This window comes from Enterobacter sp. Res13-Sevr-PEC09-46 (genome assembly GCF_015672585.1).
Lineage (GTDB): Bacteria > Pseudomonadota > Gammaproteobacteria > Enterobacterales > Enterobacteriaceae > Enterobacter > Enterobacter hormaechei_C.
In genome coordinates, this window is the sequence record NZ_JADABR010000006.1 from 26,336 (window position 1) to 50,697 (window position 24,362).

At 56.6% G+C, this 24,362-nt stretch carries 21 protein-coding genes and 2 tRNA genes; 8 read left to right on the forward strand and 15 right to left on the reverse strand.

All coding sequences use genetic code 11. The annotated features are described in order from the left end of the window. Positions 1–15 precede the first annotated feature (15 nt). Genes IMQ56_RS04625 through IMQ56_RS04640 form a run of 4 tightly spaced genes read right to left on the reverse strand, consistent with a single transcriptional unit; the run spans position 16 to position 4,891 of the window. The gene (locus tag IMQ56_RS04625) at positions 16–1,110 is read right to left on the reverse strand and encodes a fimbrial protein (RefSeq protein ID WP_015572768.1); all 1,095 of its coding nucleotides are present in this window, start codon (positions 1,108–1,110) and stop codon (positions 16–18) included. Between the two features lie 9 nt (positions 1,111–1,119). After that, on the reverse strand, positions 1,120–3,600 hold the full coding sequence (locus IMQ56_RS04630) for a fimbria/pilus outer membrane usher protein (RefSeq protein ID WP_063136885.1): 2,481 nt from the start codon (positions 3,598–3,600) through the stop codon (positions 1,120–1,122). A 4-nt stretch (positions 3,601–3,604) separates the two neighbouring features. After that, a complete protein-coding gene (locus IMQ56_RS04635; RefSeq protein ID WP_023295610.1) occupies positions 3,605–4,279 on the reverse strand; it encodes a molecular chaperone in 675 nt (224 codons plus the stop codon). Positions 4,280–4,309: 30 nt separating this feature from the next. After that, positions 4,310–4,891 (reverse strand): fimbrial protein, encoded by a 582-nt coding sequence (locus IMQ56_RS04640; protein WP_015572771.1) that lies wholly within the window; start codon positions 4,889–4,891, stop codon positions 4,310–4,312. A gap of 1,099 nt (positions 4,892–5,990) precedes the next feature. Here IMQ56_RS04640 and lldP point away from each other — a divergent pair. The 5 genes from lldP (at position 5,991) to trmL (ending at position 11,640) form a co-directional block, all read left to right on the forward strand. Beyond that, complete coding sequence (gene lldP / locus IMQ56_RS04645; RefSeq protein WP_003860175.1) at positions 5,991–7,646, forward strand: L-lactate permease; 1,656 nt, start codon at positions 5,991–5,993, stop codon at positions 7,644–7,646. Beyond that, positions 7,643–8,416 (forward strand): transcriptional regulator LldR, encoded by a 774-nt coding sequence (lldR, locus tag IMQ56_RS04650; RefSeq protein WP_045344794.1) that lies wholly within the window; start codon positions 7,643–7,645, stop codon positions 8,414–8,416. The genes lldP and lldR overlap by 4 nt, the downstream gene beginning before the upstream one ends. Beyond that, the gene (gene lldD, locus IMQ56_RS04655; RefSeq protein WP_006808631.1) at positions 8,413–9,600 is read left to right on the forward strand and encodes a quinone-dependent L-lactate dehydrogenase; all 1,188 of its coding nucleotides are present in this window, start codon (positions 8,413–8,415) and stop codon (positions 9,598–9,600) included. Before lldR ends, lldD begins: the two co-directional genes overlap by 4 nt. 180 nt (positions 9,601–9,780) lie before the next feature. Further along, on the forward strand, positions 9,781–11,121 hold the full coding sequence (locus tag IMQ56_RS04660) for an aromatic acid/H+ symport family MFS transporter (RefSeq protein WP_032651952.1): 1,341 nt from the start codon (positions 9,781–9,783) through the stop codon (positions 11,119–11,121). Between the two features lie 45 nt (positions 11,122–11,166). Continuing rightward, on the forward strand, positions 11,167–11,640 hold the full coding sequence (gene trmL / locus IMQ56_RS04665) for a tRNA (uridine(34)/cytosine(34)/5-carboxymethylaminomethyluridine(34)-2'-O)-methyltransferase TrmL (RefSeq protein ID WP_017693778.1): 474 nt from the start codon (positions 11,167–11,169) through the stop codon (positions 11,638–11,640). A gap of 38 nt (positions 11,641–11,678) precedes the next feature. Here trmL and ilvC read toward each other — a convergent pair whose 3' ends face one another. Further along, positions 11,679–13,154 carry a ketol-acid reductoisomerase gene (ilvC, locus tag IMQ56_RS04670; protein ID WP_006808634.1) on the reverse strand — a complete coding sequence of 492 codons (1,476 nt, stop codon included), beginning with the start codon at positions 13,152–13,154 and terminating at the stop codon, positions 11,679–11,681. A gap of 152 nt (positions 13,155–13,306) precedes the next feature. On the opposite strand from ilvC, the gene ilvY reads away from it, so the two are divergent. Beyond that, positions 13,307–14,197, forward strand: a complete 891-nt coding sequence (ilvY, locus tag IMQ56_RS04675) for an HTH-type transcriptional activator IlvY (RefSeq protein WP_017693777.1) — start codon at positions 13,307–13,309, stop codon at positions 14,195–14,197. Positions 14,198–14,294: 97 nt separating this feature from the next. On the opposite strand, the gene ilvA is transcribed toward ilvY, so the two are convergent. The 7 genes from ilvA to ilvL all read right to left on the reverse strand — a co-directional run bounded on the left by ilvA (position 14,295) and on the right by ilvL (position 20,845). Next, positions 14,295–15,839, reverse strand: coding sequence for a threonine ammonia-lyase, biosynthetic (gene ilvA / locus IMQ56_RS04680; protein ID WP_086524719.1), 1,545 nt, complete (start codon positions 15,837–15,839; stop codon positions 14,295–14,297). Positions 15,840–15,841: 2 nt separating this feature from the next. Further along, positions 15,842–17,692 (reverse strand): dihydroxy-acid dehydratase, encoded by a 1,851-nt coding sequence (ilvD, locus tag IMQ56_RS04685; protein WP_008501574.1) that lies wholly within the window; start codon positions 17,690–17,692, stop codon positions 15,842–15,844. A gap of 60 nt (positions 17,693–17,752) precedes the next feature. Continuing rightward, the gene (ilvE, locus tag IMQ56_RS04690; protein ID WP_015572775.1) at positions 17,753–18,682 is read right to left on the reverse strand and encodes a branched-chain-amino-acid transaminase; all 930 of its coding nucleotides are present in this window, start codon (positions 18,680–18,682) and stop codon (positions 17,753–17,755) included. 18 nt (positions 18,683–18,700) lie between these two features. Beyond that, positions 18,701–18,964, reverse strand: coding sequence for an acetolactate synthase 2 small subunit (gene ilvM / locus IMQ56_RS04695; protein WP_003860184.1), 264 nt, complete (start codon positions 18,962–18,964; stop codon positions 18,701–18,703). Further along, positions 18,961–20,607 carry an acetolactate synthase 2 catalytic subunit gene (ilvG, locus tag IMQ56_RS04700; protein ID WP_040118233.1) on the reverse strand — a complete coding sequence of 549 codons (1,647 nt, stop codon included), beginning with the start codon at positions 20,605–20,607 and terminating at the stop codon, positions 18,961–18,963. Before ilvG ends, ilvM begins: the two co-directional genes overlap by 4 nt. A gap of 2 nt (positions 20,608–20,609) precedes the next feature. After that, on the reverse strand, positions 20,610–20,660 hold the full coding sequence (ilvX, locus tag IMQ56_RS04705) for a peptide IlvX (protein WP_166792073.1): 51 nt from the start codon (positions 20,658–20,660) through the stop codon (positions 20,610–20,612). Positions 20,661–20,746: 86 nt separating this feature from the next. Beyond that, complete coding sequence (gene ilvL / locus IMQ56_RS04710; RefSeq protein ID WP_001311244.1) at positions 20,747–20,845, reverse strand: ilv operon leader peptide; 99 nt, start codon at positions 20,843–20,845, stop codon at positions 20,747–20,749. A 339-nt stretch (positions 20,846–21,184) separates the two neighbouring features. On the opposite strand from ilvL, the gene IMQ56_RS04715 reads away from it, so the two are divergent. Then, positions 21,185–22,705 carry a YifB family Mg chelatase-like AAA ATPase gene (locus IMQ56_RS04715; RefSeq protein ID WP_048219332.1) on the forward strand — a complete coding sequence of 507 codons (1,521 nt, stop codon included), beginning with the start codon at positions 21,185–21,187 and terminating at the stop codon, positions 22,703–22,705. A 27-nt stretch (positions 22,706–22,732) separates the two neighbouring features. Here the strand turns inward: IMQ56_RS04715 and IMQ56_RS04720 are convergent, their stop codons facing one another. Next, the gene (locus tag IMQ56_RS04720) at positions 22,733–23,071 is read right to left on the reverse strand and encodes a DUF413 domain-containing protein (protein ID WP_006808641.1); all 339 of its coding nucleotides are present in this window, start codon (positions 23,069–23,071) and stop codon (positions 22,733–22,735) included. A gap of 118 nt (positions 23,072–23,189) precedes the next feature. Here IMQ56_RS04720 and hdfR point away from each other — a divergent pair, with 118 nt between their 5' ends. Further along, positions 23,190–24,011 carry an HTH-type transcriptional regulator HdfR gene (hdfR, locus tag IMQ56_RS04725; protein WP_023304628.1) on the forward strand — a complete coding sequence of 274 codons (822 nt, stop codon included), beginning with the start codon at positions 23,190–23,192 and terminating at the stop codon, positions 24,009–24,011. Between the two features lie 100 nt (positions 24,012–24,111). Here the strand turns inward: hdfR and IMQ56_RS04730 are convergent. Both IMQ56_RS04730 and IMQ56_RS04735 read right to left on the reverse strand, forming a co-directional pair. Continuing rightward, a tRNA-Trp gene (locus IMQ56_RS04730) sits at positions 24,112–24,187 on the reverse strand. A 52-nt stretch (positions 24,188–24,239) separates the two neighbouring features. Further along, positions 24,240–24,316, reverse strand: a tRNA-Asp gene (locus tag IMQ56_RS04735). Between the last annotated feature and the right edge of the window lie 46 nt (positions 24,317–24,362).

Here is a 24,362-nt window from a genome sequence, read left to right on the forward strand (position 1 = left end):
TGCGGCAGGGGAAACTCAGTTGTAAATCAGGTTAAACGTCGCCATCGCATCCGCTTTTCCCGCCGTCACGTTCTCTTCCGTCTGAAGGTAATGCGCATCAAACCAGAAGGTTTGCGTCTGGTTATCCCCCACTTGCCCAAATGCTGACACCTGTGGGGTGTTCCACGGTACCACCTGCCCCTGAACCGAACCGGTATTGTCACCGTAAAGCAGTTCGATCCCGACACCGCTGGCGCTATCCTCCTGCTTCGTCAATGCCAGCGCCCGATCGTTGCCCGGCGTGGTATCGCCAAAGAAACCCATCTTCACTGCCGTGTTATTTTCGCAGGTCACCGGAATGCTGAAGCGTCCGCCTCCGGCGCGGGAGCCTATGCCATGAAATTCACGCTGGCTCACGCTCCCCATGGGAACAAGAATGCTGCGAGAGCCCACTGAACAGCTGGTACGCCTGACGGTGAAGCTGGCGAGATGGATCTGTACCGGTGTCGCCACGTTGGTGGCGCTGGCTTGATTTTCTCCCGCCTGCAATATCAGCGATCCGACATTTTGCTCCTGGGAATTGGCGTTATCGTCAGGCATGGCGCTGGTCGTTGGAATTTTGTAAAACACCACCCAGAACTGCATTTTATACATTGAGGCGCTGGCAAAGGCGGGGTTTTGCGATGCGTCGCAAATGCGCCGGGACTCATTGCCATTCACCTGACTTGTGCCGTCAATATAGCGTACCGCATCGGCGCCGCAGTACTGCTGTTCCCGGAACCCCAGTGCGTAGCCGATGCCGTCGATCTGAGTTTTATAGACGTGACGTGACGCACCGTCTTCACCAACCACGGTGCCGACGGGGTTATCCACGTCGACAAAGCCGATACTACGCCAGGCGTCATTCCCGCCATCACAGCTGTAGAAATCCGCCCCGGTAGACTGTATCGGCGCAGATATCGGCGTCCAGTCCGCCGTGCCGGGCGCATACCCTATGGCGTAGGGCACCTGAACGACCCACTGATCGCGCGTGGTGCGGCAAGATGAGGTCTGAGCATGGGCATGAAAACTCAGCATGCCAAAAAGCGAAAGAAGGCTCAGGTAGAAAAACCAGTGAATAAAACGACGCATGATATTCCTCTAATGGCACTCAACGGATAGCGTGGCGATACCGGGGGCCATATGAGCTTTCCCCAGTCTGAAAGGTGTCTGGCATTGCTGCTGCTCCCCGTCCTGATACCAGGTGACGCGCAGGGTGCCGCGCTCGGGTACCCCGCTCAGGTAGGCCTGACCGCCGTCAGCGACCATGCTTCGGTTTGCAGAATGGCGGTTCTGCTCCACCACTTCAGCCTGCGCGCCAAACGGCAACGGTTCGCCGTGGTAGCGCAGGGAAAACAGAACGCGATAACCAATGTGGGTTTTGTAATTGGCCAGCACCACCGCGCCGCTGGTGGGAATGAGCGTCAGACCGCTCTGCTCAACGTCGACGTTCTCACCCAGCGTCGCCGTATCAAGACTGACGGTATTTTTGCGGTACGCCGAGAGCGTTGGCATGACCGCATAGCCGCGGCTGTCGGTATGGATCCCGTTGTAGCCCTCCGGCTCAACGTTCGCCGCGCCGGGCACGCGTAGCAGGGCGACGGTATCGCCCAGCGGCTGGCTAAGCGTGACACCATACTGCGTGGCGATAACGCCTCCGGCGAGTCCGAGGCTCGCGGTGCTACCGCTTCGGCTGTGGTCATAACCGAGGCTGACGTTGCCGTAGCCACCGTTGTATTGCAGCGCCAGGCTGGTACTGTCGGCTTGTCCCTCGCTGGCCTTACTCTGCTGAACGCTGTAATTAAGGTTGCGATTCGCCAGCGCACTGCCGTTGAGTGACACCTGCTGAGTGGTCATCCCACGATTGTTGTGGTTGATGAAGTAACTGACCGAGCTGTCCGGTAACCAGTGACCAAGCGGAACATTGACGTTAAACGACACGGTACGATCGGGATGCTGCTCAAGCGCTGAGTCGGTGTAGTCATACCCCGCGCCCCAGGTAATGCCTCGCCAGCTGGTGTACCAGCCAATGTGGATGGTTTTATCCTGCCCGGACGTATGCCAGTAATCCTGCATCCATGCCGAGACGCTGAGGCTGCCGAACTGACCCAGCGTCTGTGAGAAGGTGACCTGCGAGCGGCTACGGCGATTATTGAGTTGCAGCTGTTGGCTGTCAGACTGATTCAGTTCACTGAATTCATAGTAATTGCGCGAGGCATAGCGATAACTCGCCAGGTTGAAGGCGGTGCCGGTAGCGCTGAAATCTTTCTGATACTGAATGCGCCACGCCTGCCCCATCGCGCTTTTGCCATTGGGTAAACGGCTTTTTGCCAGCGTATCGTCAATGCCCAGCGAGCCAAATGCGCCAAACCCTCTGCCTACGCCAATTGCACCGGCCTGATAGTTGCTCGCCGTACGAAAGCCGCCATACACCGTCATCCTCGAGAGCAGGCCGTAGAAGAAAGCGCCTTCAACAAACTCAGGTGAACGCGCATCGCCGGAGCCGGAGTGAAATCGTCCGGCGTTGAGGCTGTATTTCAGGCTGCCCAGGCGTCGCATAAACGGCACCGCAGAATAGGGTTGGGTAAAGACGCGCGTTGAGCCGTCACTTTCCGTGACCGTCACCTGTAGATCGCCACTTTGTGCGCCGGGGAACAGATCGTTAATGATAAATGGCCCGGCGGCCACCCAGGTTTCATAGATCACATAGCCATTTTGCGAAACGGAGACTTTAGCGAAGCTGTGTGCGACGCCGCGGATGGTTGGTGCGAAGCCGCGCTGGCTGTCGGGCAACATGCTTTCGCTTGATGTAAGCTGTACCCCGCGAAACGCCACGCTATCGAAGACGTCGCCTGCGGTCCAGGCATCGCCGATCCGTAGCTGGCTGTTAAGACGGCGAATATCCCGGGTCAGCCAGCTACTTTGCGACTGAAAATGGTCGCCGCCCGCGTCGCTGTGGCTCCAGGCGGAGGTGTTGCGCAACCGCCACGCCCCCAGATTGATACCGTTACGCAGGCTCAGATAGCTGGATGTCGTGACGCCACGCTGATGATGTGCCTGGCCGCCCGACAGACTGTAATCAGTAAAGGCCGCCGGGATACCATCGTCCCACTGCGACTGCGGCACGTAGCCACGGCTGCGGTGTTTCATCGCCGCCTGCGGCAGGCTGAGAAAGAGACGCTGCTGGTTGAAATCATAGGAGGTTCGCGCTGCCGGAATGAAATCCGCGAGGTGCGTGAACGTTTCTCCCTCCCGCAACCGTGAGAATGCAGGAATGGCCCTGACATTTACCCCAAGCGCTTCCAGCAGCGATACGCTAAAAACGGGTTGCAGGCTGCCTTTCTCATTGACGAAGGTGATCTCCTGATGCCGCTCCTCGCGTCCGTTAATCTCCAGCGTCACGAGCCAGGTGCCTGGCATCTGCCCGCCCTTTTCAGAGAAATAGTGCAGATCCGCCGTTTTCTGTTCGGTAGAGGAAAGCTCCAGCGCGGCGGGATCAAAGTAATCCTCGGCCATCCCCGCGCGGCTGAAGCTAAGCAGCAACACCGAAAGCGGCGCGTAACGAAACAGGCGAAAAGACATGGTCTTAAAGAGGCTGGGTGTGGGTGGCGGTGATGGCACCAAAATCATTAATAGCCGACCAGCTTACGCCCCCGGAGGCGGACACAGGCCATTCGCGGATTTCCCCTGGACCGATCATGCCCGGCTGCTCAATTTTATGCCCGCCAACGGACAGTCGATAAAAAGAGACGTAGTATGGCGTCGGGTTGGCGGCCTTAAGCCCTTTTCCCGTCCGCGAAAACGTTATTTTCTGCCAGGCAGTGGCAGCGTCCCCTTTAAGGTTGTCCGGGCGGTAGAAAATTTTAAATTTCGATTTAACGTTAACTTGTAATTCGTTGCTGCTCTCTTTTGGCTTTGGCGCAATCGCTTTAATATCGAGCCAGAATACAGATTCACGATCTGTGGGCAGCGGAGCGCCGGTATATTGAATACGCAGCGTGTTGGTCTGCTCCGGATCAAGTCTGAACAGAGGTGGTGTAACAATAAATGGCGCAGCGTTATTTTTATCCTGCCCATCACCTTCAACCCACGACTGAATAAGATAGGGAACCGCACTTTCCATATTAGAAACAGAAAATGCCACCTCCTTGCTGTGTTGTGGGTATACGATCCGTGTTCCCCCCATTACAACGCCAGCGGAAACTGACGCAGAACTAACCATTAATGCAGTGAGCATAATATACGATAAACGTTTCATCATTATTATCTCTGGAGGTGGCTGAGAGTGAAATCAGTTATAAACCATCAGGAAGTTGGAAACGGCATTGACGTCGCCCGCGTTAATTTCCGAACCGTCTTTGTCGAGAGAGGCATAAAACGTTAATTCAGCATTGCCTTCAGCATCCGGTGCGGTTGTTTCAGATACCGTACCCGGTTTAATCGCGGTGCTGCGATCGCTGTTATAAAGCTTCACGCCGACGCCCGTCGCCATACCTTCGCCTGGCGTAACCTGTAGCAGTGTGTCATTCACCGTATCTTTGGTTCCGTCAAAAAGTACCGCAACCGATTCAACCGTCTCCGGGCAGTTCTCTACGTTGATTTTGAACTCACGCGGCGTCGTTTCGCTGTGATCGTCAAAGTAGCTTTTCGCCCACGCGCCGAGGTCTACCGTTTTGCTTTTTGACGCAGGGGTAATATCACAGGAAATAAGGGTGATTTTCCCGGTAAAGTTGATCACGCCGCCTGTGCTCTGCGAGCCAGCGCCTGTATCCAGGGAAGCATTAACGCCAGAATCACTGCTTGCCAGTACTGATTGAGAAGATAACAGCAGCCCCGCCGCGGCAATCGCCAGCGCCACATTTTTGATTTTCATTTGGAACACTTTCCCCTCTGTAAATTAAACAGATATAGACTTGTTGTACCAGGTACAATAACCGCTATAAGGATTTAAAAACGCCACCAAAAGGGTTTTAGCAGAATGGGTGACGCGACCTTATAGAATAAAGCAGGGTCCATCCCATGGTGATAATCCGTATATTTTCAGAAGGCCATACACAGATATCCTACAACTGAGGAAATGACTTCTGGCCGAAAATAACACTGAATACGTTGTGGTTAGTAATAAATTTAATATCTTCTGTAACGTTGCTTCTGAATAAATAGTAAATCATATGCCTTTTAACGTCTACGTATTGAAAAGCAGTACGCCGCGTCTGTAAACACTCTGGAATTAACACTCAGCTAACAAATTTAACCCCTTTCGATTGCCCTGATAATTATTAATTTGCTTTTAATACCGTAACTAAATTACAAGAGAGCCAACTGATCATTGTTTGATCAATTTATTTCAGAATATTATTAGCCAAAAAATGTCACTTCAGCAAAAAATTCTTGCCCTTTATCCTGAAAAATCACGGTTAAACAGGATATTTCTTTATCGATCAGCAATTGATCGTTTGTAATACACTGTTAAAATCTATATGTGAAATTTACCTTAATTAAAATTTTTTGCTACAGCTTAGATTTCGCATTTTTAACCAAAAAAAATTTTATTTATAGGAAATAAATCACTCTGCTCACATATATACAGCTTTTCAAAAACACAAATAAAGCAAACAAACCTCATTCAATTCACGTAATATTATCACCTCCCCATTTTATTCAACATCTTTTACGCGCCGTATCTGCTCAAAAGGCGAAAGTAATGCCCTCCACCTGACTACCGCTCCCAACGCACACGGTGAGTTGATTTTGCGGGTTTGGTCCTACCAATCATGCGCAAAGCTATCCATCGTTCACAGTTTTGATGCTCCACTTCACAAAACCATTGCCGAATAGCAACACTTGGTTAACCATTTATTGCCATTAACCCTACATCACAATATTGGATGGACCACTTTTACACTAAGTGTGACGCTGAGATGAGCAGAGACTCACCCGACGAACACCTGTGTGGTCCTCAGGAGACCTGCATGAGCCTCTGGCAACAAAACTACGATCCGGCCGGGAATATCTGGCTGTCGAGCCTGATCGCATCGCTACCGATCCTGTTCTTCTTCTTTGCGCTAATTAAGCTCAAGCTGAAGGGCTACCTTGCCGCAACGTACACCGTTGCCATCGCCCTGCTGGTGGCGCTGTTCTTCTATAAAATGCCGGTCGATCGCGCGCTGGCCTCCGTGGTGTATGGTTTCTTCTACGGCCTGTGGCCGATTGCGTGGATCATCATCGCCGCCGTCTTTGTCTACAAAATCTCGGTCAAAACCGGGCAGTTCGACATTATTCGCTCGTCGATTCTCTCTATTACACCGGACCAGCGTTTACAGATGCTGATTGTCGGTTTCTCCTTCGGGGCGTTCCTTGAAGGGGCGGCAGGATTTGGCGCGCCGGTGGCGATCACCGCCGCTCTGCTGGTCGGGCTGGGCTTTAACCCGCTGTATGCCGCTGGCCTGTGCCTGATTGTGAACACCGCCCCGGTGGCGTTTGGCGCGATGGGCATTCCGATTCTGGTGGCGGGCCAGGTGACCGGGCTGGACAGCTTCGAGATCGGCCAGATGGTGGGTCGCCAGCTGCCGTTCCTGACCATTATCGTGCTGTTCTGGATCATGGCGATTATGGACGGCTGGCGCGGCGTGAAGGAGACCTGGCCTGCGGTGATGGTAGCGGGCGGTTCGTTCGCCATTGCCCAGTATCTCAGCTCCAACTTCCTCGGCCCGGAACTGCCGGACATCATCTCTTCCCTGGTGTCGCTGGTCTGCCTGACGCTGTTCCTGAAACGCTGGCAGCCGGTACGTATCTTCCGCTTTGCTGACATGGGCGCATCGCACGTGGATCAGACGCTGGCGCGCACCGGCTATACCGCCGGACAGATTGTGCGCGCATGGTCACCGTTCCTGTTCCTGACCGCCACCGTGACGCTGTGGAGCATTCCGCCTTTTAAAGCCCTGTTCGCCCCGGGCGGCGCGCTGTACGACATGGTGATTAATATCTCCGTGCCGTTCCTCGACAAAATGGTCGCCCGTATGCCGCCGGTGGTGCACGACGCCACGCCATATGCGGCAGTGTTTAAGTTCGACTGGTTCTCAGCCACCGGCACGGCCATCCTGTTTGCCGCTATCCTTTCCGTAGTGTGGCTGCGCATGAAGCCTGCCGCCGCGGTGCAGACCTTTGCGGCGACGATTAAAGAGCTGATGCTGCCGATTTACTCCATCGGCATGGTGCTGGCGTTCGCGTTTATTTCGAACTACTCCGGCCTGTCGTCGACGCTGGCGTTAGCGCTGGCGCATACCGGCCACGCGTTTACCTTCTTCTCGCCGTTCCTCGGCTGGCTGGGGGTGTTCCTGACTGGTTCAGATACGTCATCTAACGCCCTGTTTGCCGCCCTACAGGCCACGGCCGCGCAGCAGATTGGCGTCTCGGACGTGCTGCTGGTCGCCGCGAACACCACCGGCGGCGTGACCGGGAAGATGATCTCGCCGCAGTCCATCGCCATTGCCTGTGCCGCGGTGGGGCTGGTAGGCAAAGAGTCGGACCTGTTCCGCTTTACCGTGAAACACAGCCTGATATTTACCTGCATGGTGGGCGTGATCACCACATTGCAGGCCTATGTCTTAACCTGGATGATTCCATGATAGTGATGCCCAGACGCCTGTCCGACGTGATTGCCACTCGCGTACGGGCGCTGATAGAAGAACAACAGCTGGAAGCGGGCATGAGATTGCCCGCCGAGCGTCAGCTTGCCGCTCAGCTTGGCGTGTCGCGCAACTCACTGCGCGAGGCGCTGGCGACGCTGGTTAGTGAAGGGGTGCTGCTGAGCCGTCGCGGCGGCGGCACCTTCGTGCGCTGGCAGCATGACGACTGGTCCGAACAAAACATCGTGCAGCCGCTGAAGACGCTGATGGAAAACGACCCGGACTACAGCTTCGACATCCTCGAAGCGCGTCACGCCATCGAAACCAGTACAGCGTGGCACGCGGCGATGCGGGCAACCGACGCCGACAAAGAGAAGCTCAAAGCCTGTTTTGAGGCCACGCAAAGCAGCGACCCGGACATCGCCTCCCAGGCGGACGTGCGGTTCCATCTGGCGATTGCCGAGGCCTCGCACAACGTGGTACTGCTGCAAACCATGCGCGGGTTCTTCGACCTGCTGCAATCCTCCGTGAAGCAGAGCCGCCAGCGCATGTATCTGGTCCCGCCGGTGTTTGCTCAACTGACCGAACAGCACGAGGCGGTGCTCAACGCCATTCTGGCCGGTGATGCCGAGGCCGCGCGCAAGGCGATGATGGCGCATCTCGGCTTCGTGCATACCACCATTAAACGATTCGATGAAGATCAGGCCCGACAGGCGCGTATTACCCGTCTGCCTGGCGAGAGTGATATTTCCAGGGAGAACAAAGCATGATTATTTCAGCAGCCAGTGATTATCGCGCCGCGGCGCAGCGCATTTTGCCCCCGTTCCTGTTCCACTACATTGACGGCGGGGCGTATGCCGAATACACCCTGCGCCGCAACGTGGAAGACCTGTCGGAGGTGGCCCTGCGCCAGCGCGTGCTGAAGAATATGTCTGACCTGAGCCTTGAGACGAAGCTGTTTAACGAAACGCTCTCCATGCCGGTAGCGCTCGCACCTGTCGGTTTATGCGGCATGTATGCCCGTCGCGGTGAAGTGCAGGCCGCCGCCGCCGCAGATGCCAAAGGCATTCCGTTTACCCTTTCCACCGTGTCCGTCTGCCCGATTGAAGAAGTCGCCCCGACCATCAAGCGCCCGATGTGGTTCCAGCTGTACGTCCTGCGCGATCGCGGTTTTATGCGCAACGCACTGGAGCGCGCCAAAGCGGCGGGCTGCTCAACGCTGGTCTTTACCGTCGACATGCCGACCCCCGGCGCGCGCTACCGCGACGCCCACTCCGGCATGAGCGGCCCTAACGCGGCCCTGCGCCGTTACTGGCAGGCGGTGACGCACCCGCAGTGGGCGTGGGATGTCGGGCTGAACGGCCGTCCGCACGATCTGGGCAATATTTCGGCCTACCTGGGTAAACCGACCGGGCTGGAGGATTACATCGGCTGGCTGGCGAACAATTTCGATCCGTCGATCTCATGGAAAGACCTGGAGTGGATCCGCGAATTCTGGGACGGCCCGATGGTGATCAAAGGGATCCTCGACCCGGAAGATGCCCGCGACGCGGTACGTTTTGGCGCCGATGGGATCGTGGTCTCTAACCATGGTGGCCGCCAGCTTGACGGGGTGCTCTCCTCCGCCCGCGCCCTGCCGGCCATTGCCGATGCGGTGAAAGGCGATATTGCGATCCTGGCCGACAGCGGCATCCGTAACGGGCTGGACGTGGTGCGCATGATTGCGCTGGGCGCGGACAGCGTGCTGCTGGGCCGTGCTTACCTGTACGCGCTGGCCACCAGCGGCCAGGCGGGCGTGGCGAATCTGCTGAACCTGATCGAGAAAGAGATGAAGGTGGCGATGACGCTGACCGGGGCGAAGTCGATTAGCGAAATCAGCAAAGACTCGCTGGTGCAGGAGCTCAGTAAGCTGCCTGCGGCGCTGGCCCCTCTTTCTCAGGGAAACGCGGCCTGATCTCCCCCGGTTAGCCTTCCCTTCTTCCGCGCCCGACTTCCCCCTCGGGCGCTTTTTTTGTCGAAAATAACACCTGCTTAACATTCTGGATAAGAAAATTTGACATCCACCTGCCGTCCGCAATTGTATAGACAAGCAAATACAAGAACACAAAAACAACATCAGATCGGAGTGGAGCGTATGGCGTATTCAGGTAAGGTGGATATTCAGCAGGTGATCGATGAAAGTCCTTTTTCAGGGTTTCACTGGCTTCTAATTGTGCTGGGCTTTCTGGTGCTGGCGATTGATGGGTTTGATACCGCAGCGATGGGTTACATTGCGCCTACGCTGTCGACGGAGTGGGGAATACATAAACAGGATCTGGGGCCGGTGCTGAGTGCGGCGCTGCTGGGGCTGTCGCTGGGTGCCCTGATTGCAGGTCCGGTATCGGACCGGATGGGACGCAAGCGCGTGCTGGTCTTTTCGTGTCTGTTCTTCGGCCTGGCGAGCCTGGGCACGGCCTGGGCGCAAAGTCTGAATACCCTGACGCTATGGCGATTTCTGACCGGTCTCGGGCTGGGTGCCGCGATGCCTAACGCCATCACGCTGATCTCCGAATTTGCCCCCCAGCGCTGCCGCGCCATGGCAATTAACACCATGTACTGCGGCTTCCCTCTGGGTGCGGCGGGCGGCGGAGCAATCTCGTCCTGGCTTATCCCTCACCATGGCTGGCGAAGCGTGCTGCTGACCGGCGCGATTGCGCCGCTGATTTTAACGGTGCTGCTGGCGCTGCTGTTGCCGGAGTCGGTGAAGTTTCTGGTGCAGCGCGGGAAAGACGTCGCCCAGGTTCGCCGCATCGCCAGCCGGTTCGCCCGCAGCACGCTGGATAGCGTCACGGGCTTTTTCCTCGCGGAGGAGAAAGTCGCGTCGAAAAAAGGCAGCGTGTCGCAGCTGTTTTCCATGCCCTGGCTGCCCGGCACCCTGATGCTGTGGGTCACCTATTTTATGGGGCTGGTGATTTATTACGTCCTGCTGAGCTGGATGCCAACGCTGATGCAGGGGATGGGATATGCGCTGGCGGAATCCGCCTGGCTTACCTCGCTGTTCACCTTCGGCGGCACCGCTGGCATTTTGCTCGCGGGCTGGATGATGGATCGCTGGGAAGCGCACAAGGTGGTCGCGTGTGGTTTCGTGCTGACGATGGGCCTGATTCTTTTACTCGGCATTGAGCATAACCATATCGCCCTGTTTGGCGGGTTAATTTTCCTGATGGGGATCGCGATGAACGGCGCGCAGTCGGGCATGCAGACCCTGGCCGCCACCTTTTACCCTACCGAGTGCCGTGCGACGGGTATCGCCTGGATGCAGGGGATCGGCCGCTTCGGCGGCGTGGCGGGCACCATGACCAGCGCCCAGCTTCTTTCCATGCAGTGGCAGGCGGACAGTATTTTAATGATCCTCAGCGTACCTGCTCTCGTGGCTGCGGCGGCAACCGTCTACAAAATGCTGTATAGCCGCGCGCAGGAGCCGGGCGTCGCCTAGTCCATCTCTTTTCTGCTATTCTGCCCCCGCAATTAAGGGGGCAGCATGCTTAACATCGTCTTATTCGAACCAGAAATTCCGCCGAACACCGGTAATATTATCCGCCTGTGCGCCAACACCGGTTTTCGTCTGCACATCATTGAGCCGATGGGCTTTACGTGGGACGACAAACGTCTGCGCCGCGCGGGGCTGGACTACCATGAGTTTACCGCCGTCGTTCGTCATCACGATTACGCCGCGTTTCTGGGATCCGAAAAACCACAGCGCATGTTCGCCCTGACCACCAAAGGTACGCCAGCGCACAGCGCCGTACGCTATCAGGACGGGGATTATCTGATGTTTGGTCCGGAAACCCGCGGCCTGCCGGCCACCATTCTGGATGCCCTGCCCGCTGAGCAGAAAATTCGTATTCCGATGATGCCGGACAGCCGCAGCATGAACCTGTCGAATGCGGTGTCGGTGGTGGTGTATGAGGCGTGGCGCCAGCTGGGTTATCCCGGCGCGATATTGCGTAGCTAAAACAGTTCGGGTGGCTTACGCCACCCGATTCGTCGTGTTTAGCCTGCTACCGCGATACGTTTCATATCGGTCATGTAGCCACGCAGTTTCTGGCCCACTTTCTCGATTTCGTGGCTGCGAATCGCTTCGTTGACGTCACGCAGCTGCGCGTTATCAACCGCTCCTTCCGCAATCGCCTGGCCCAGATCGCCCGCTTGCAGGGTGGTCATGAACTCTTTCAGCAGCGGTACGCAGGCGTAAGAGAACAGGTAGTTACCGTACTCGGCGGTATCGGAGATCACCACGTTCATCTCATACAGACGTTTACGGGCGATGGTGTTTGCGATCAGCGGCAGCTCGTGCAGCGATTCGTAGTACGCAGATTCTTCAATGATGCCCGAATCCACCATGGTTTCGAACGCCAGCTCAACGCCCGCTTTCACCATCGCGATCATCAGGACGCCTTTATCGAAGTACTCCTGCTCGGTGATCTTGCCGTCATACTGTGGTGCGGTTTCGAACGCGGTTTTACCGGTCTCTTCGCGCCAGGTCAGCAGTTTCTTATCGTCATTGGCCCAGTCCGCCATCATGCCGGAAGAGAACTCGCCTGAGATGATGTCGTCCATGTGTTTCTGGAACAGCGGCGCCATGATGGTTTTCAGCTGTTCAGAGAGTGCGAACGCGCGCAGTTTTGCCGGGTTGGACAGACGGTCCATCATCAGCGTAATGCCGCCCTGCTTCAGCGCTTCGGTGATGGTTTCCCAGCCGAACTGAATCAGTTTTTCCGCGTATGCCGGGTCGGTGCCTTCTTCCACCAGCTTGTCGAAGCACAGCAGAGAGCCAGCCTGGAGCATGCCGCACAGGATGGTCTGCTCGCCCATCAGGTCAGATTTCACTTCCGCAACGAAGGAAGATTCCAGCACGCCCGCACGATGACCGCCGGTGGCCGCTGCCCAGGCTTTGGCAATCGCCATGCCTTCGCCTTTCGGATCGTTTTCCGGGTGAACGGCGATCAGCGTCGGTACGCCGAAGCCACGTTTGTACTCTTCGCGCACTTCGGTGCCCGGGCACTTCGGTGCCACCATCACTACGGTGATGTCTTTACGGATCTGCTCGCCCACTTCAACGATGTTGAAGCCGTGGGAGTAACCCAGCGCGGCGCCGTCTTTCATCAGCGGCTGTACGGAACGCACAACGTCAGAGTGCTGCTTGTCTGGCGTCAGGTTAACCACCAGATCCGCCTGCGGGATCAGCTCTTCGTAGGTGCCCACTTTGAAGCCATTTTCGGTCGCTTTACGCCAGGACGCGCGCTTCTCAGCAATCGCTTCTTTACGCAGGGCGTAGGAGATATCCAGCCCGGAGTCACGCATGTTCAGGCCCTGGTTCAGACCCTGTGCGCCACAGCCGACAATGACCACTTTTTTACCCTGAAGGTAGCTCGCGCCATCAGCAAATTCATCGCGCGCCATGAAGCGGCATTTGCCCAGCTGCGCCAGCTGCTGGCGCAAGTTCAGTGTATTAAAGTAGTTAGCCATGGGTGATACCTCGTGATGTTGTGTGTCTTATTGTTCGGTTCGCGTTTCAGCGAGAATGTACCCACATTACAACAGGAAATTTATTGCGGAAATTGATATATTCACAACGTCACATTGCAATTTATGCAATGTAAAAAGAGGGAGTGGAATCGGTGGATTTACGCGATCTGAAAATGTTCCTGCACCTGGCGGAAAGCCGTCACTTTGGCCGTAGCGCCCGGGCGATGCACGTCAGCCCCTCCACGCTGTCGCGCCAGATCCAGCGCCTTGAGGAAGACCTCGGCCAGCCGCTGTTCGTGCGCGATAACCGCACCGTCACCCTCACGGAAGCAGGTGAAGAGCTGCGCATCTTTGCTCAGCAGACGTTATTACAGTACCAGCAGCTGCGACACACCATCGACCAGCAAGGGCCGTCGCTTTCCGGCGAGCTGCATATTTTCTGTTCCGTGACCGCTGCCTACAGCCATCTTCCCCCCATTCTTGACCGCTTCCGCGCGGAACATCCGTCGGTTGAAATTAAGCTCACCACCGGCGATGCCGCCGACGCGATGGAAAAAGTGGTTACGGGCGAAGCGGATCTGGCGATTGCCGGAAAACCTGAAACGCTGCCGGGGGCGGTGGCGTTCTCGATGCTGGAGAATCTGGCGGTAGTGCTGATTGCCCCGGCGCTGCCCTGCCCGGTGCGCAACCAGGTTTCGGTGGAGAAACCGGACTGGTCCACGGTGCCGTTTATCATGGCCGATCAGGGGCCGGTGCGCCGCCGCATTGAGCTGTGGTTCCGCCGCCAGAAGATCAGTAACCCGTCGATTTACGCCACGGTCGGCGGCCATGAGGCGATGGTATCGATGGTGGCGCTCGGCTGCGGCGTAGCGCTGCTACCGGAAGTGGTGCTGGAAAACAGCCCAGAGCCGGTGCGCAATCGCGTGATGATTTTAGAACGCAGTGACGAGAAAACGCCGTTCGAGCTAGGCGTGTGCGCACAAAAAAAGCGGCTGCATGAGCCGCTTATTGATGCGTTCTGGACGATATTGCCGAACCACTAAAGCCGGGTGGCGCTGCGCTTACCCGGCCTACACGCAGTTCAACCCTTAGAACGTAGGCCTGATAAGCGCAGCGCCATCAGGCATTTTCCCGAACAACCTAACCCGCCAGGAAGAAACGGAACGCCGGGTTGTGGGTTTCGTCATGGCACTCATAGCCCAGCTCGTTCAGGCGCGTTTCGAAATCCGGCTCGTGCTCGCCCAGCTCGAACGCCGCCAGTACGCGGCCATAGTCGGTGCCGTGGCTGCGGTAGTGGAACAGAGAGATGTTCCAGTGCGTGCCCAACGTGTGCAGGAACTTGAGCAGCGCGCCCGGCGATTCCGGGAACTCGAAGCTGAACAGGCGTTCCTTCAGCGGCTTGGATGGACGGCCGCCGACCATGTAACGCACGTGCAGCTTCGCCATCTCGTCGTCGGAGAGATCGACCACGCTGTAACCGCCGTCATGCAGCAGGCTGAGGATCTCTTTGCGCTCCTCCACGCCACGGCTCAGACGCACGCCGACAAAAATGCACGCATCTTTGGCATCGGCAAAGCGGTAGTTGAACTCCGTTACCGAACGACCGCCCAGCAGCTGACAGAACTTCAGGAAGCTGCCCTTCTCTTCCGGAATGGTCACCGCCAGCAGCGCTTCACGCTGCTCACCCAGCTCACAGCGCTCGGAAACGTAGCGCAGACCGTGGAAGTTCACGTTGGCACCGGAAAGCACGTGCGCCAGACGCTCGCCGCGAATATTGTGCTGGGCGATGTATTTTTTCATTCCCGCCAGCGCCAGCGCGCCGGATGGTTCCGCCACCGCACGCACATCCTCGAAGAGATCTTTCATCGCCGCGCAGATAGCGTCGCTGTCGACGGTGACGATATCGTCGAGATACTCCTGGCACAGGCGGAACGTTTCGTCGCCAATGCGCTTCACCGCCACGCCCTCGGCGAACAGCCCGACGCGCGGCAGATCTACCGGATGTCCGGCGTCCAGCGCCGCCTTCAGGCAGGCAGAGTCTTCCGCTTCAACCGCAATCACTTTGATCTGCGGCATCAGCTGTTTGATCAGCACCGCCACACCTGCGGCTAAGCCGCCGCCGCCCACCGGGACGAAAACGCGGTCGAGATGGGCGTCCTGCTGCAACAGTTCCAGCGCCAGCGTACCCTGCCCGGCAATCACCATCGGGTGATCGAACGGCGGCACCCAGGTGAAGCCCTGCTGCTGCGCCAGCTCAATCGCTTTGGCTTTGGCTTCGTCAAAGTTAGCGCCGTGAAGCAGCACTTCTCCGCCGAACCCGCGCACCGCGTCGACCTTGATATCTGCGGTGGCGACCGGCATCACGATCAGCGCCTTCAGCCCCAGACGCGCCGAGGAGAACGCCACGCCCTGCGCGTGATTGCCCGCCGAGGCGGTAATCACCCCGCGCGCTTTCTGCTCGTCCGTCAGCCCGGCCATCATCGCGTAGGCGCCGCGCAGCTTGAAGCTGTGCACCGGCTGCCTGTCTTCACGCTTCACCAGAATGACGTTGTCGAGACGCGAAGAGATTTTGTCCATTTTTTGCAGGGGCGTGACCTGCACCGCTTCATAGACCGGCGCGCGTAGTACCGCTCTCAGGTATTCCGCCCCCTCCGGGGCGGCGGATAAGGGTTGTGACTCGGCCATCATTAGCCCCCCAGTTTAGATTTATCGCGCACCGCGCCTTTATCTGCACTGGTGGCAAGACTCGCGTAAGCGCGCAGGGCGAAGGAGACTTCACGCTGACGATCTTTCGGCGTCCAGGCTTTGTCGCCGCGGGCTTCCTGCGCCTCACGACGGGCCGCAATCTCCTGGTCACTCAGCTTCAGCTGAATGCCGCGGTTCGGAATGTCGATTTCGATCAGGTCGCCATCTTCGATGATCGCGATATTGCCGCCGCTTGCCGCTTCTGGCGAGACGTGGCCAATGGAGAGGCCTGACGTGCCGCCAGAGAAACGACCATCGGTGATCAGCGCGCAGGCTTTGCCGAGGCCCATCGATTTCAGGAAGGTGGTCGGGTAGAGCATCTCCTGCATGCCCGGACCGCCTTTCGGCCCTTCGTAGCGAATGACCACCACGTCGCCTTCCACCACTTTGCCGCCGAGGATAGCGTCTACCGCTTCGTCCTGGCTTTCATACACTTTTGCCGGGCCGGTAAATTTCAGGATGCTGTCGTCCACGCCTGCGGTTTTCACAATGCAGCCATTTTCCGCGAAGTTACCGTACAGCACGGCCAGACCGCCGTCTTTGCTGTAGGCATGTTCCAGCGAGCGAATGCAGCCTTCGGCGCGATCGTCATCCAGCGTGTCCCAGCGGCAATCCTGCGAGAACGCCTGGGTGGTACGGATGCCCGCCGGACCGGCGCGATACATGTTTTTCACCGCGTCGTCTTTGGTCAGCATCACGTCGTACTGCTCCAGCGACTCCGGCAGCGTCAGGCCGAGCACGTTTTTCACGTCGCGGTTCAGCAGCCCGGCGCGATCCAGCTCGCCGAGAATACCAATCACGCCACCCGCACGGTGGACATCTTCCATGTGGTACTTCTGGGTACTCGGCGCGACTTTACACAGCTGCGGCACTTTGCGGGAGAGCTTGTCGATGTCGCTCATGGTGAAGTCGATTTCAGCTTCCTGCGCGGCGGCCAGCAGGTGCAGAACGGTGTTGGTGGAACCGCCCATGGCGATATCCAGCGTCATGGCGTTTTCGAACGCCGCTTTGCTGGCGATGTTACGCGGCAGCGCGCTGGCGTCGTCCTGCTCGTAGTAGCGTTTGGTCAGCTCAACGATGCGCTTGCCCGCGTTAAGGAACAGCTGCTTACGGTCGGCGTGGGTCGCCAGCAGCGAGCCGTTGCCCGGCTGAGACAGGCCCAGCGCTTCGGTCAGGCAGTTCATGGAGTTGGCGGTGAACATCCCGGAACAGGAGCCGCAGGTCGGGCACGCGGAGCGTTCCACCTGGTCGCTCTGCTCGTCAGAGACTTTCGGGTCCGCGCCCTGGATCATCGCATCGACCAGGTCGAGCTTGATGATTTTGTCGGAGAGCTTGGTTTTCCCCGCTTCCATTGGGCCACCGGAGACGAAGATCACCGGGATGTTCAGGCGCAGGGAAGCCATCAGCATCCCCGGGGTGATTTTGTCGCAGTTGGAGATACAGACCATCGCATCGGCGCAGTGGGCATTAACCATGTACTCCACCGAGTCGGCGATCAGCTCGCGCGACGGCAGTGAATAGAGCATTCCCCCGTGGCCCATTGCGATACCGTCATCCACCGCAATGGTGTTGAACTCTTTCGCCACGCCGCCGGAGGCTTCGATTTGCTCGGCAACCAGCTTGCCGAGATCGCGCAGGTGCACGTGGCCCGGTACAAACTGGGTGAAGGAGTTCACCACGGCGATAATTGGCTTGCCGAAATCGGCGTCGGTCATTCCGGTGGCGCGCCACAGTGCGCGGGCACCCGCCATATTACGGCCGTGGGTGGTGGTGGCTGAACGATACTTAGGCATGCTTTATTTACTCCCGTCTGACTATTTAATGGGACGGTGCGTGCCGTCCCAAATTTATATTTAGTGATTAACCTGATCCAACCAGCCGTATTTGTCTTCTGTTTCGCCGGTGAACAGGCCGAAGAAGGCTTGCTGAATGCGTTTGGTGACCGAGCCACAGCGGCCTTCGCCCACCTGAATGCCATCGACGCTACGCACCGGCGTAATTTCAGCCGCGGTACCGGACATGAACACTTCGTCAGCCAGGTACAGGGATTCGCGGGACAGTACCTGCTCGCGCACTTCGATACCCAGATCTTTTGCCAGCTTGATGATGGCGTCGCGGGTGATGCCCGGCAGCGCGGACGAAGTGAATGGCGGGGTGAACAGAATGCCGTCTTTCACTTCAAACAGGTTTTCACCCGCGCCTTCGGAGATGTAGCCATTCACATCCAGCGCGATACCTTCCTGATAGCCGTGACGGCGCGCTTCGCTGCCGACCAGCAGTGAGGAAAGGTAGTTACCGCCCGCTTTAGCCGCAGTCGGGATAGTGTTTGGCGCCACGCGGTTCCAGGAAGAAACCATTGCGTCGATCCCCTGATCCAGCGCTTCCGCGCCCAGGTAGGCGCCCCACGGGAACGCGGCAATGATCACATCGGTGTTATAGCCAGCGGGCGGGTTGACGCCCATGCCGACATCACCCACGAAGACCAGCGGACGAATATAGGCGCTGGTCAGTTTGTTCTGGCGAATCACCTCGCGGCAGGCTTCCATCAGCTCATCAACGCTTTGGGAGACCGGGAAACGATAAATTTTGGCTGAGTCATGCAGACGCTGCATGTGTTCGCGATGGCGGAACACCACTGGCCCTTTGTGAGAGTCGTAGCAACGGATCCCTTCAAACACGGAGGTGCCGTAGTGCAGCGCGTGGGACATCACGTGAACTTTCGCGTCTTCCCAGCGAACCATCTCACCATTGAACCAAATGTAATCAGCTTTTTTTGTCGTCATTTTTTCGTCCTGTCACGCTTAAGCGCGGATTTGTTGTGATGTGGTTGTGCTCTGGCAGATGGCAACATGGGCAACGTCTACCAGTTTTGATAACTGACTAAACAGTAAGTCGACCGGCCGCGGGCTGGCAACGGTTAATTCGATACTGATGTTCTGCGCGTCGGTGGCCGTTTCCATATTCATAGAGCAAATCTGAAAGCCACGGTGGCGAACCACGCGCAATACGCGTTCTAACGTTTCCGGGTTGAAGCGAGCCTGCACGGCGACCTGATGTTGCATCATGATAATTTCTCCAGCATTTGTGAGTTACTGGCACCGGGCGGTACCAACGGCCAGACGTTCTCAAGCTCGTCGATTGAGACATGAAGCAGGTATGGCCCTTCGCTTGACAGCATGGTGTCGAGTGCCGCTTCAACCTGGTCTTTACGGGTGATGTGCTGGCCAGGAATGCCGAAGGCGCTGGCCAGGGTGAGGAAATCGGGGTTATCGGTCAGGGTCGTTTCGCTGTAACGCTCCTGGAAGAACAGCTGCTGCCACTGGCGAACCATGCCTAAACGCTGGTTATCGAGCAAGACGATCTTCAGCGGTAACTGCTTACGCTTCACGGTGCCGAGCTCCTGGACGTTCATCATGAAGGAGCCGTCACCGGAGATACAGATAACGGTATCGTTCGGGCGGGCAACCTGCGCGCCCACGGCAGCGGGCAGGCCGAAGCCCATCGTCCCTAACCCGCTCGAGGTGATAAAGTTCTCCGGGCGGGTGTAGGTCATGTGCTGGGCTGACCACATCTGATGCTGGCCGACATCCGTCGTTACCACGCTGTCTGCGGGTTTACGGTCTGACAGCTGTTTCAACAGCAGCGGCGCATAGATGGCGTCGCCTGGGTGATCGTAACGCCACGCGTGTTCAGTACGCATATCAGCGGTGTGCTGACGCCATGGGGTGATATCCAGCGGCTGCTCCAGCGCCGGTAACAGCGCGTTAAGATCGCCCTGCAACGCGACATGCGCCTGACGCAGTTTGTTCATCTCCGCCGGGTCGATGTCCATATGGATCACTTTGGCGTTCGGCGCGAAGGTGTTCAGCTTGCCGGTAACGCGGTCGTCAAAACGTGCGCCGACGGCGATAAGCAAGTCGCATTCCTGCACCGCCAGGTTTGCCGCTTTGGTACCATGCATCCCCAGCATGCCGAGGTAGTACGGGTAATCTGCCTCTACCGCACCGAGACCTTTCAGCGTGCAGGTGGCGGGCATTTGCGTGGTCGCAATGAACGCGCGAAGCGCCGGAACAGCCTGCGCCATGCCCACGCCGCCGCCTACGTACAGCATCGGTTGTTTGGCCTGCGCCATCATCTGACGCGCCTCTTCCACCTCTGCATGCGGGAACGCATTATCGCTTTCCACGGTAGAGAAATGCGGCTCCAGATCGCCGAGTGCAACCTGGATATCTTTCGGGATATCAACCAGAACCGGGCCAGGACGGCCAGAGCTGGCAACCTCGAACGCTTCGGCCATCACACGCGGCAGCTCTTCGAGAGACTGAACGAGGAAGCTGTGTTTGGTGCAGGCCAGCGATAAACCGAGCACATCCACTTCCTGGAAGGCATCGGTGCCGATGAACGGAGAGGCCACCTGGCCGGTGATCGCCACCACGGGTACGGAGTCGAGCAGCGCGTCAGCCAGGCCGGTGATCAGGTTCGTTGCGCCCGGACCGGAGGTGGCCATACAGACGCCGGTTTTACCGGTCGCACGGGCATAACCGATGGCGGCCATCGCTGCGCCCTGCTCGTGTCGGCACAACAGGTGTTCCACGCCGCCGTCATACAGTGCATCGTAAATCGGCATAATTGCGCCACCCGGATAACCGAATACGGTTTCGACTCCCTGCGCGCGCAACGCATGTACTACCCATTGTGCCCCATTCATAGTTAGTTCCCCGTCATAAATCTGGAGAAACAGAATTTTGTGCTAGTCGTCATTCTCTGCTCCTCATTTAAGTTTTTTAGTCATAAAAAAACCCCCGGACCTTTCGGTGCGGGGGTCTTAGTTCGTTAAGGCTTGATTTCTAAGCCTTTCCTCGTCCAAGTGCAGCCCCGCACGGTGGGATAATAATCACCACCACGCTAATCACGACCAGGCTAATCACTCGTAGAAGGGCTGTCATTTTCAGTTCTTTTGCATCTTGTTCGAAGGAATACCTAAAGAGTTACCACAGATATTTCATCTGACACAAGATTTTTTTATGACCTATATCTGTAGCATGCGAACTATTTATTTCAAAATCGTTGTTTTATATAGGGAAAAAATAGAAATGAAGATTTTTCATTTTTTTGTCCTGTTTCATCAGGCAAGGCGCGCATGATCTCTTTTCTGCGAGGCCGATTCCACCGACATGTAAGGATTACATTTTGCCGCTAAAAGGCTGGAACGAGCGCCGTAATTCAGTGAATTAGTGCTAAACAGGAAAAAATGATGCTGGCATAGTCACCGCCAAGGAGGGCTTATGTCACTGTCAGTTGTTTATACACGCGCGGCCATCGGCGTGAAGGCACCGCTTATTTCTGTAGAGGTTCATTTAAGTAATGGACTGCCCGGACTGACGCTGGTCGGCTTACCAGAAACGACCGTTAAAGAGGCGAGGGATCGCGTGCGCAGCGCAATTATTAATAGCGGTTATGCTTTTCCGGCGAAGAAGATCACCATTAACCTTGCGCCCGCCGATTTGCCAAAGGAGGGAGGGCGATATGATTTACCTATTGCTATAGCGCTTCTCGCGGCTTCTGAACAGCTCAACACGCCAGGGCTAAGCTCGTGCGAGTTCGTGGGTGAATTAGCGCTTACAGGCGCGTTAAGAGGCGTTCCCGGAGCAATCTCGGGTGCGCTTGAAGCCATACGCGCGGGAAGACAAATCATTGTGGCCAATGAAAATGCCTCTGAAGTTAGCCTTATTGCCGAAAAGGGGTGTCTTGTCGCGGGACATTTGCAGGAGGTTTGCGCCTGGCTGGAAGGCCGACACGAGCTTGCCGAGCCGCAGGAGAATGACGAGGTGGCGCCAGATTCGCCCGAGGATCTCAGCGATATTATGGGTCAGGAACAGGGTAAACGGGCGTTAGAGATAACGGCCGCGGGTGGGCATAACCTGTTACTGATAGGTCCGCCAGGCACGGGGAAAACGATGCTGGCGAGCAGATTGAGCGGTCTGTTGCCACCCCTCAATAATCACGAAGCGCTGGAAAGCGCCGCGATATTTAGCCTGGTCAGTTCTACGTCGCTGCATAAACAGTGGCGCCGCCGTCCTTTCCGCTCTCCACATCACAGTGCGTCTCTTACCGCGATGGTGGGCGGGGGTTCGATCCCCGGTCCGGGTGAAATCTCACTGGCGCACAACGGCATTCTCTTCCTGGATGAATTGCCAGAGTTTGAACGCCGCGTGCTGGATGCATTGCGGGAGCCGATTGAATCCGGCGAAATCCATCTGTCTCGTACACGGGCCAAAATAAGCTACCCTGCGCAGTTTCAGCTGGTCGCCGCGATGAACCCTAGCCCTACGGGTCATTATCAGGGCAACCATAACCGCTGTACGCCAGAGCAGACGCTGCGCTATCTGAGTAAGCTGTCCGGCCCCTTCCTCGACCGTTTTGATTTATCTCTCGAGATCCCCCTGCCCCCACCCGGTCTGCTGAGGCAAACCGGTATCAAAGGCGAAAGCTCAGCAGCTGTGCGTGAACGGGTTATTGCGGCGCAGGCGCGGCAGTATGCTCGTCAAAACAGGCTGAATGCCCGGCTGGATAACAGCGGGATCCGACAGTTTTGTTCTCTCAACGCTGAAGATGCAGGCTGGCTGGAAGAGGCACTGACGCGGTTTGGGCTATCCATTCGCGCGTGGCAGCGTTTGTTGAAAGTTGCGCGCACGGTCGCCGACGTGGAGGGCTGCCCCGGAATAGAGAGGCGGCATTTGCAGGAGGCATTAAGTTACCGTGCGATCGATCGGCTGCTGTTGCATCTGCAAAAAATGCTGGCGTAAAAAAAGGGGCCGTAGCCCCTTCTCTTCTTAATCGTCAGACTCGGTGTAGTCTTCTGCACCTTCCATCTGCGGCTTGCCGCCAGACAGCGTATGGAAACGCTTAGGACGCTTAATGCGAGCCATATACTTGATCCATACACGTTCTGCATCAGACTGCGGCTCACGCTCACCACGGCAAACAGAGACAAACTGTTTTTCATCTTCGGTTGCCGGTTCACGTTTACCCAGATCCAGCTCGTTAAAGGCATAACCATGGCGCTCAAGAAGTTGAGCTTCTTTGATAGTGAAATCGCCGTGACGAGAGAACCCGCGCGGATAATGTTTATTGTCGAAAAAACGATTAGTCGTCGTAAAGCTTTCCGCCATCCTACACGCTCCTAATTCTTTGGCCGAGCTATTTATGGCGCGGAGTATTAGTTACGCTTGACAGAGTGTAAAACAAAACATTTAAATCATAACGACAAATAATTTTGTGGAGAAAGATGTGGATACGGAATTGCTAAAAACTTTCCTTGAAGTGAGCAGAACGCGACACTTTGGGCGAGCAGCTGAAGCCCTCTACCTGACGCAGTCAGCAGTCAGTTTTCGTATTCGACAGCTGGAAAATCAACTGGGTGTGAACCTTTTTACCCGCCATCGCAACAATATTCGTTTAACTCCGGCTGGTGAAAAGCTGTTGCCTTATGCAGAAACCCTGATGAATACCTGGCAGGCAGCGCGAAAGGAGGTTGCGCACACCTCCCGGCATAATGAATTCTCGATCGGTGCCAGCGCATCGCTATGGGAATGCATGCTCAGCCAATGGCTTATGCGGCTATATCGCACACACAACCATCTGCAATTTGAGGCGAGGATTGCGCAACGTCAGTCGCTGGTTAAGCAACTCCACGAGCGGCAGCTTGATCTGCTGATTACCACAGAAGCCCCCAAGATGGACGAATTTAGCAGCCAGATTGTTGGACAATTTAGCCTGGCGCTCTATGCATCGGAGCCTGCAATGATGAAGGCCGACCTGAATTATTTACGCCTGGAATGGGGGCCTGATTTTCAGCAACACGAGACGGGGTTAATTGCCAGCGATGATATCCCGCAGCTCACGACAAGCTCAGCGGAGATCGCATGCCAGCATCTTCCCGCATTGAAAGGCTGTACCTGGTTACCTGTTCGCTGGGCGGATAATAATCCTACACTCCATGTTGTCACCGATTCGACAACGCTCTCCAGACCGCTGTATGCCATTTGGCTGCAAAACAGCGATAAGCAGTCGCAGATAAAAGATCTGTTAAAAACCAGCATACTGGATTAACGCAAAAGCCTGCGGAAACGCAGGCTGCTTATTCTTCAGGAAGGTGTTGAGCTGTTTTGCAGGCAAAAAAAAATCCTTTGCCGAAGCAAAGGATTCTATATGGCAGGGGCGGAGAGACTCGAACTCGCGACACCCGGTTTTGGAGACCGGTGCTCTACCAACTGAGCTACGCCCCTAAAGTTTTTGCCATTAAGCCTGCCGGAAGGGCAGGCTTAATGTCTTAATAAGTGGCGGAACGGACGGGACTCGAACCCGCGACCCCCTGCGTGACAGGCAGGTATTCTAACCGACTGAACTACCGCTCCACCGAATACTTCTGTAACCACCGGATTAATGCACCGGCTTACTACT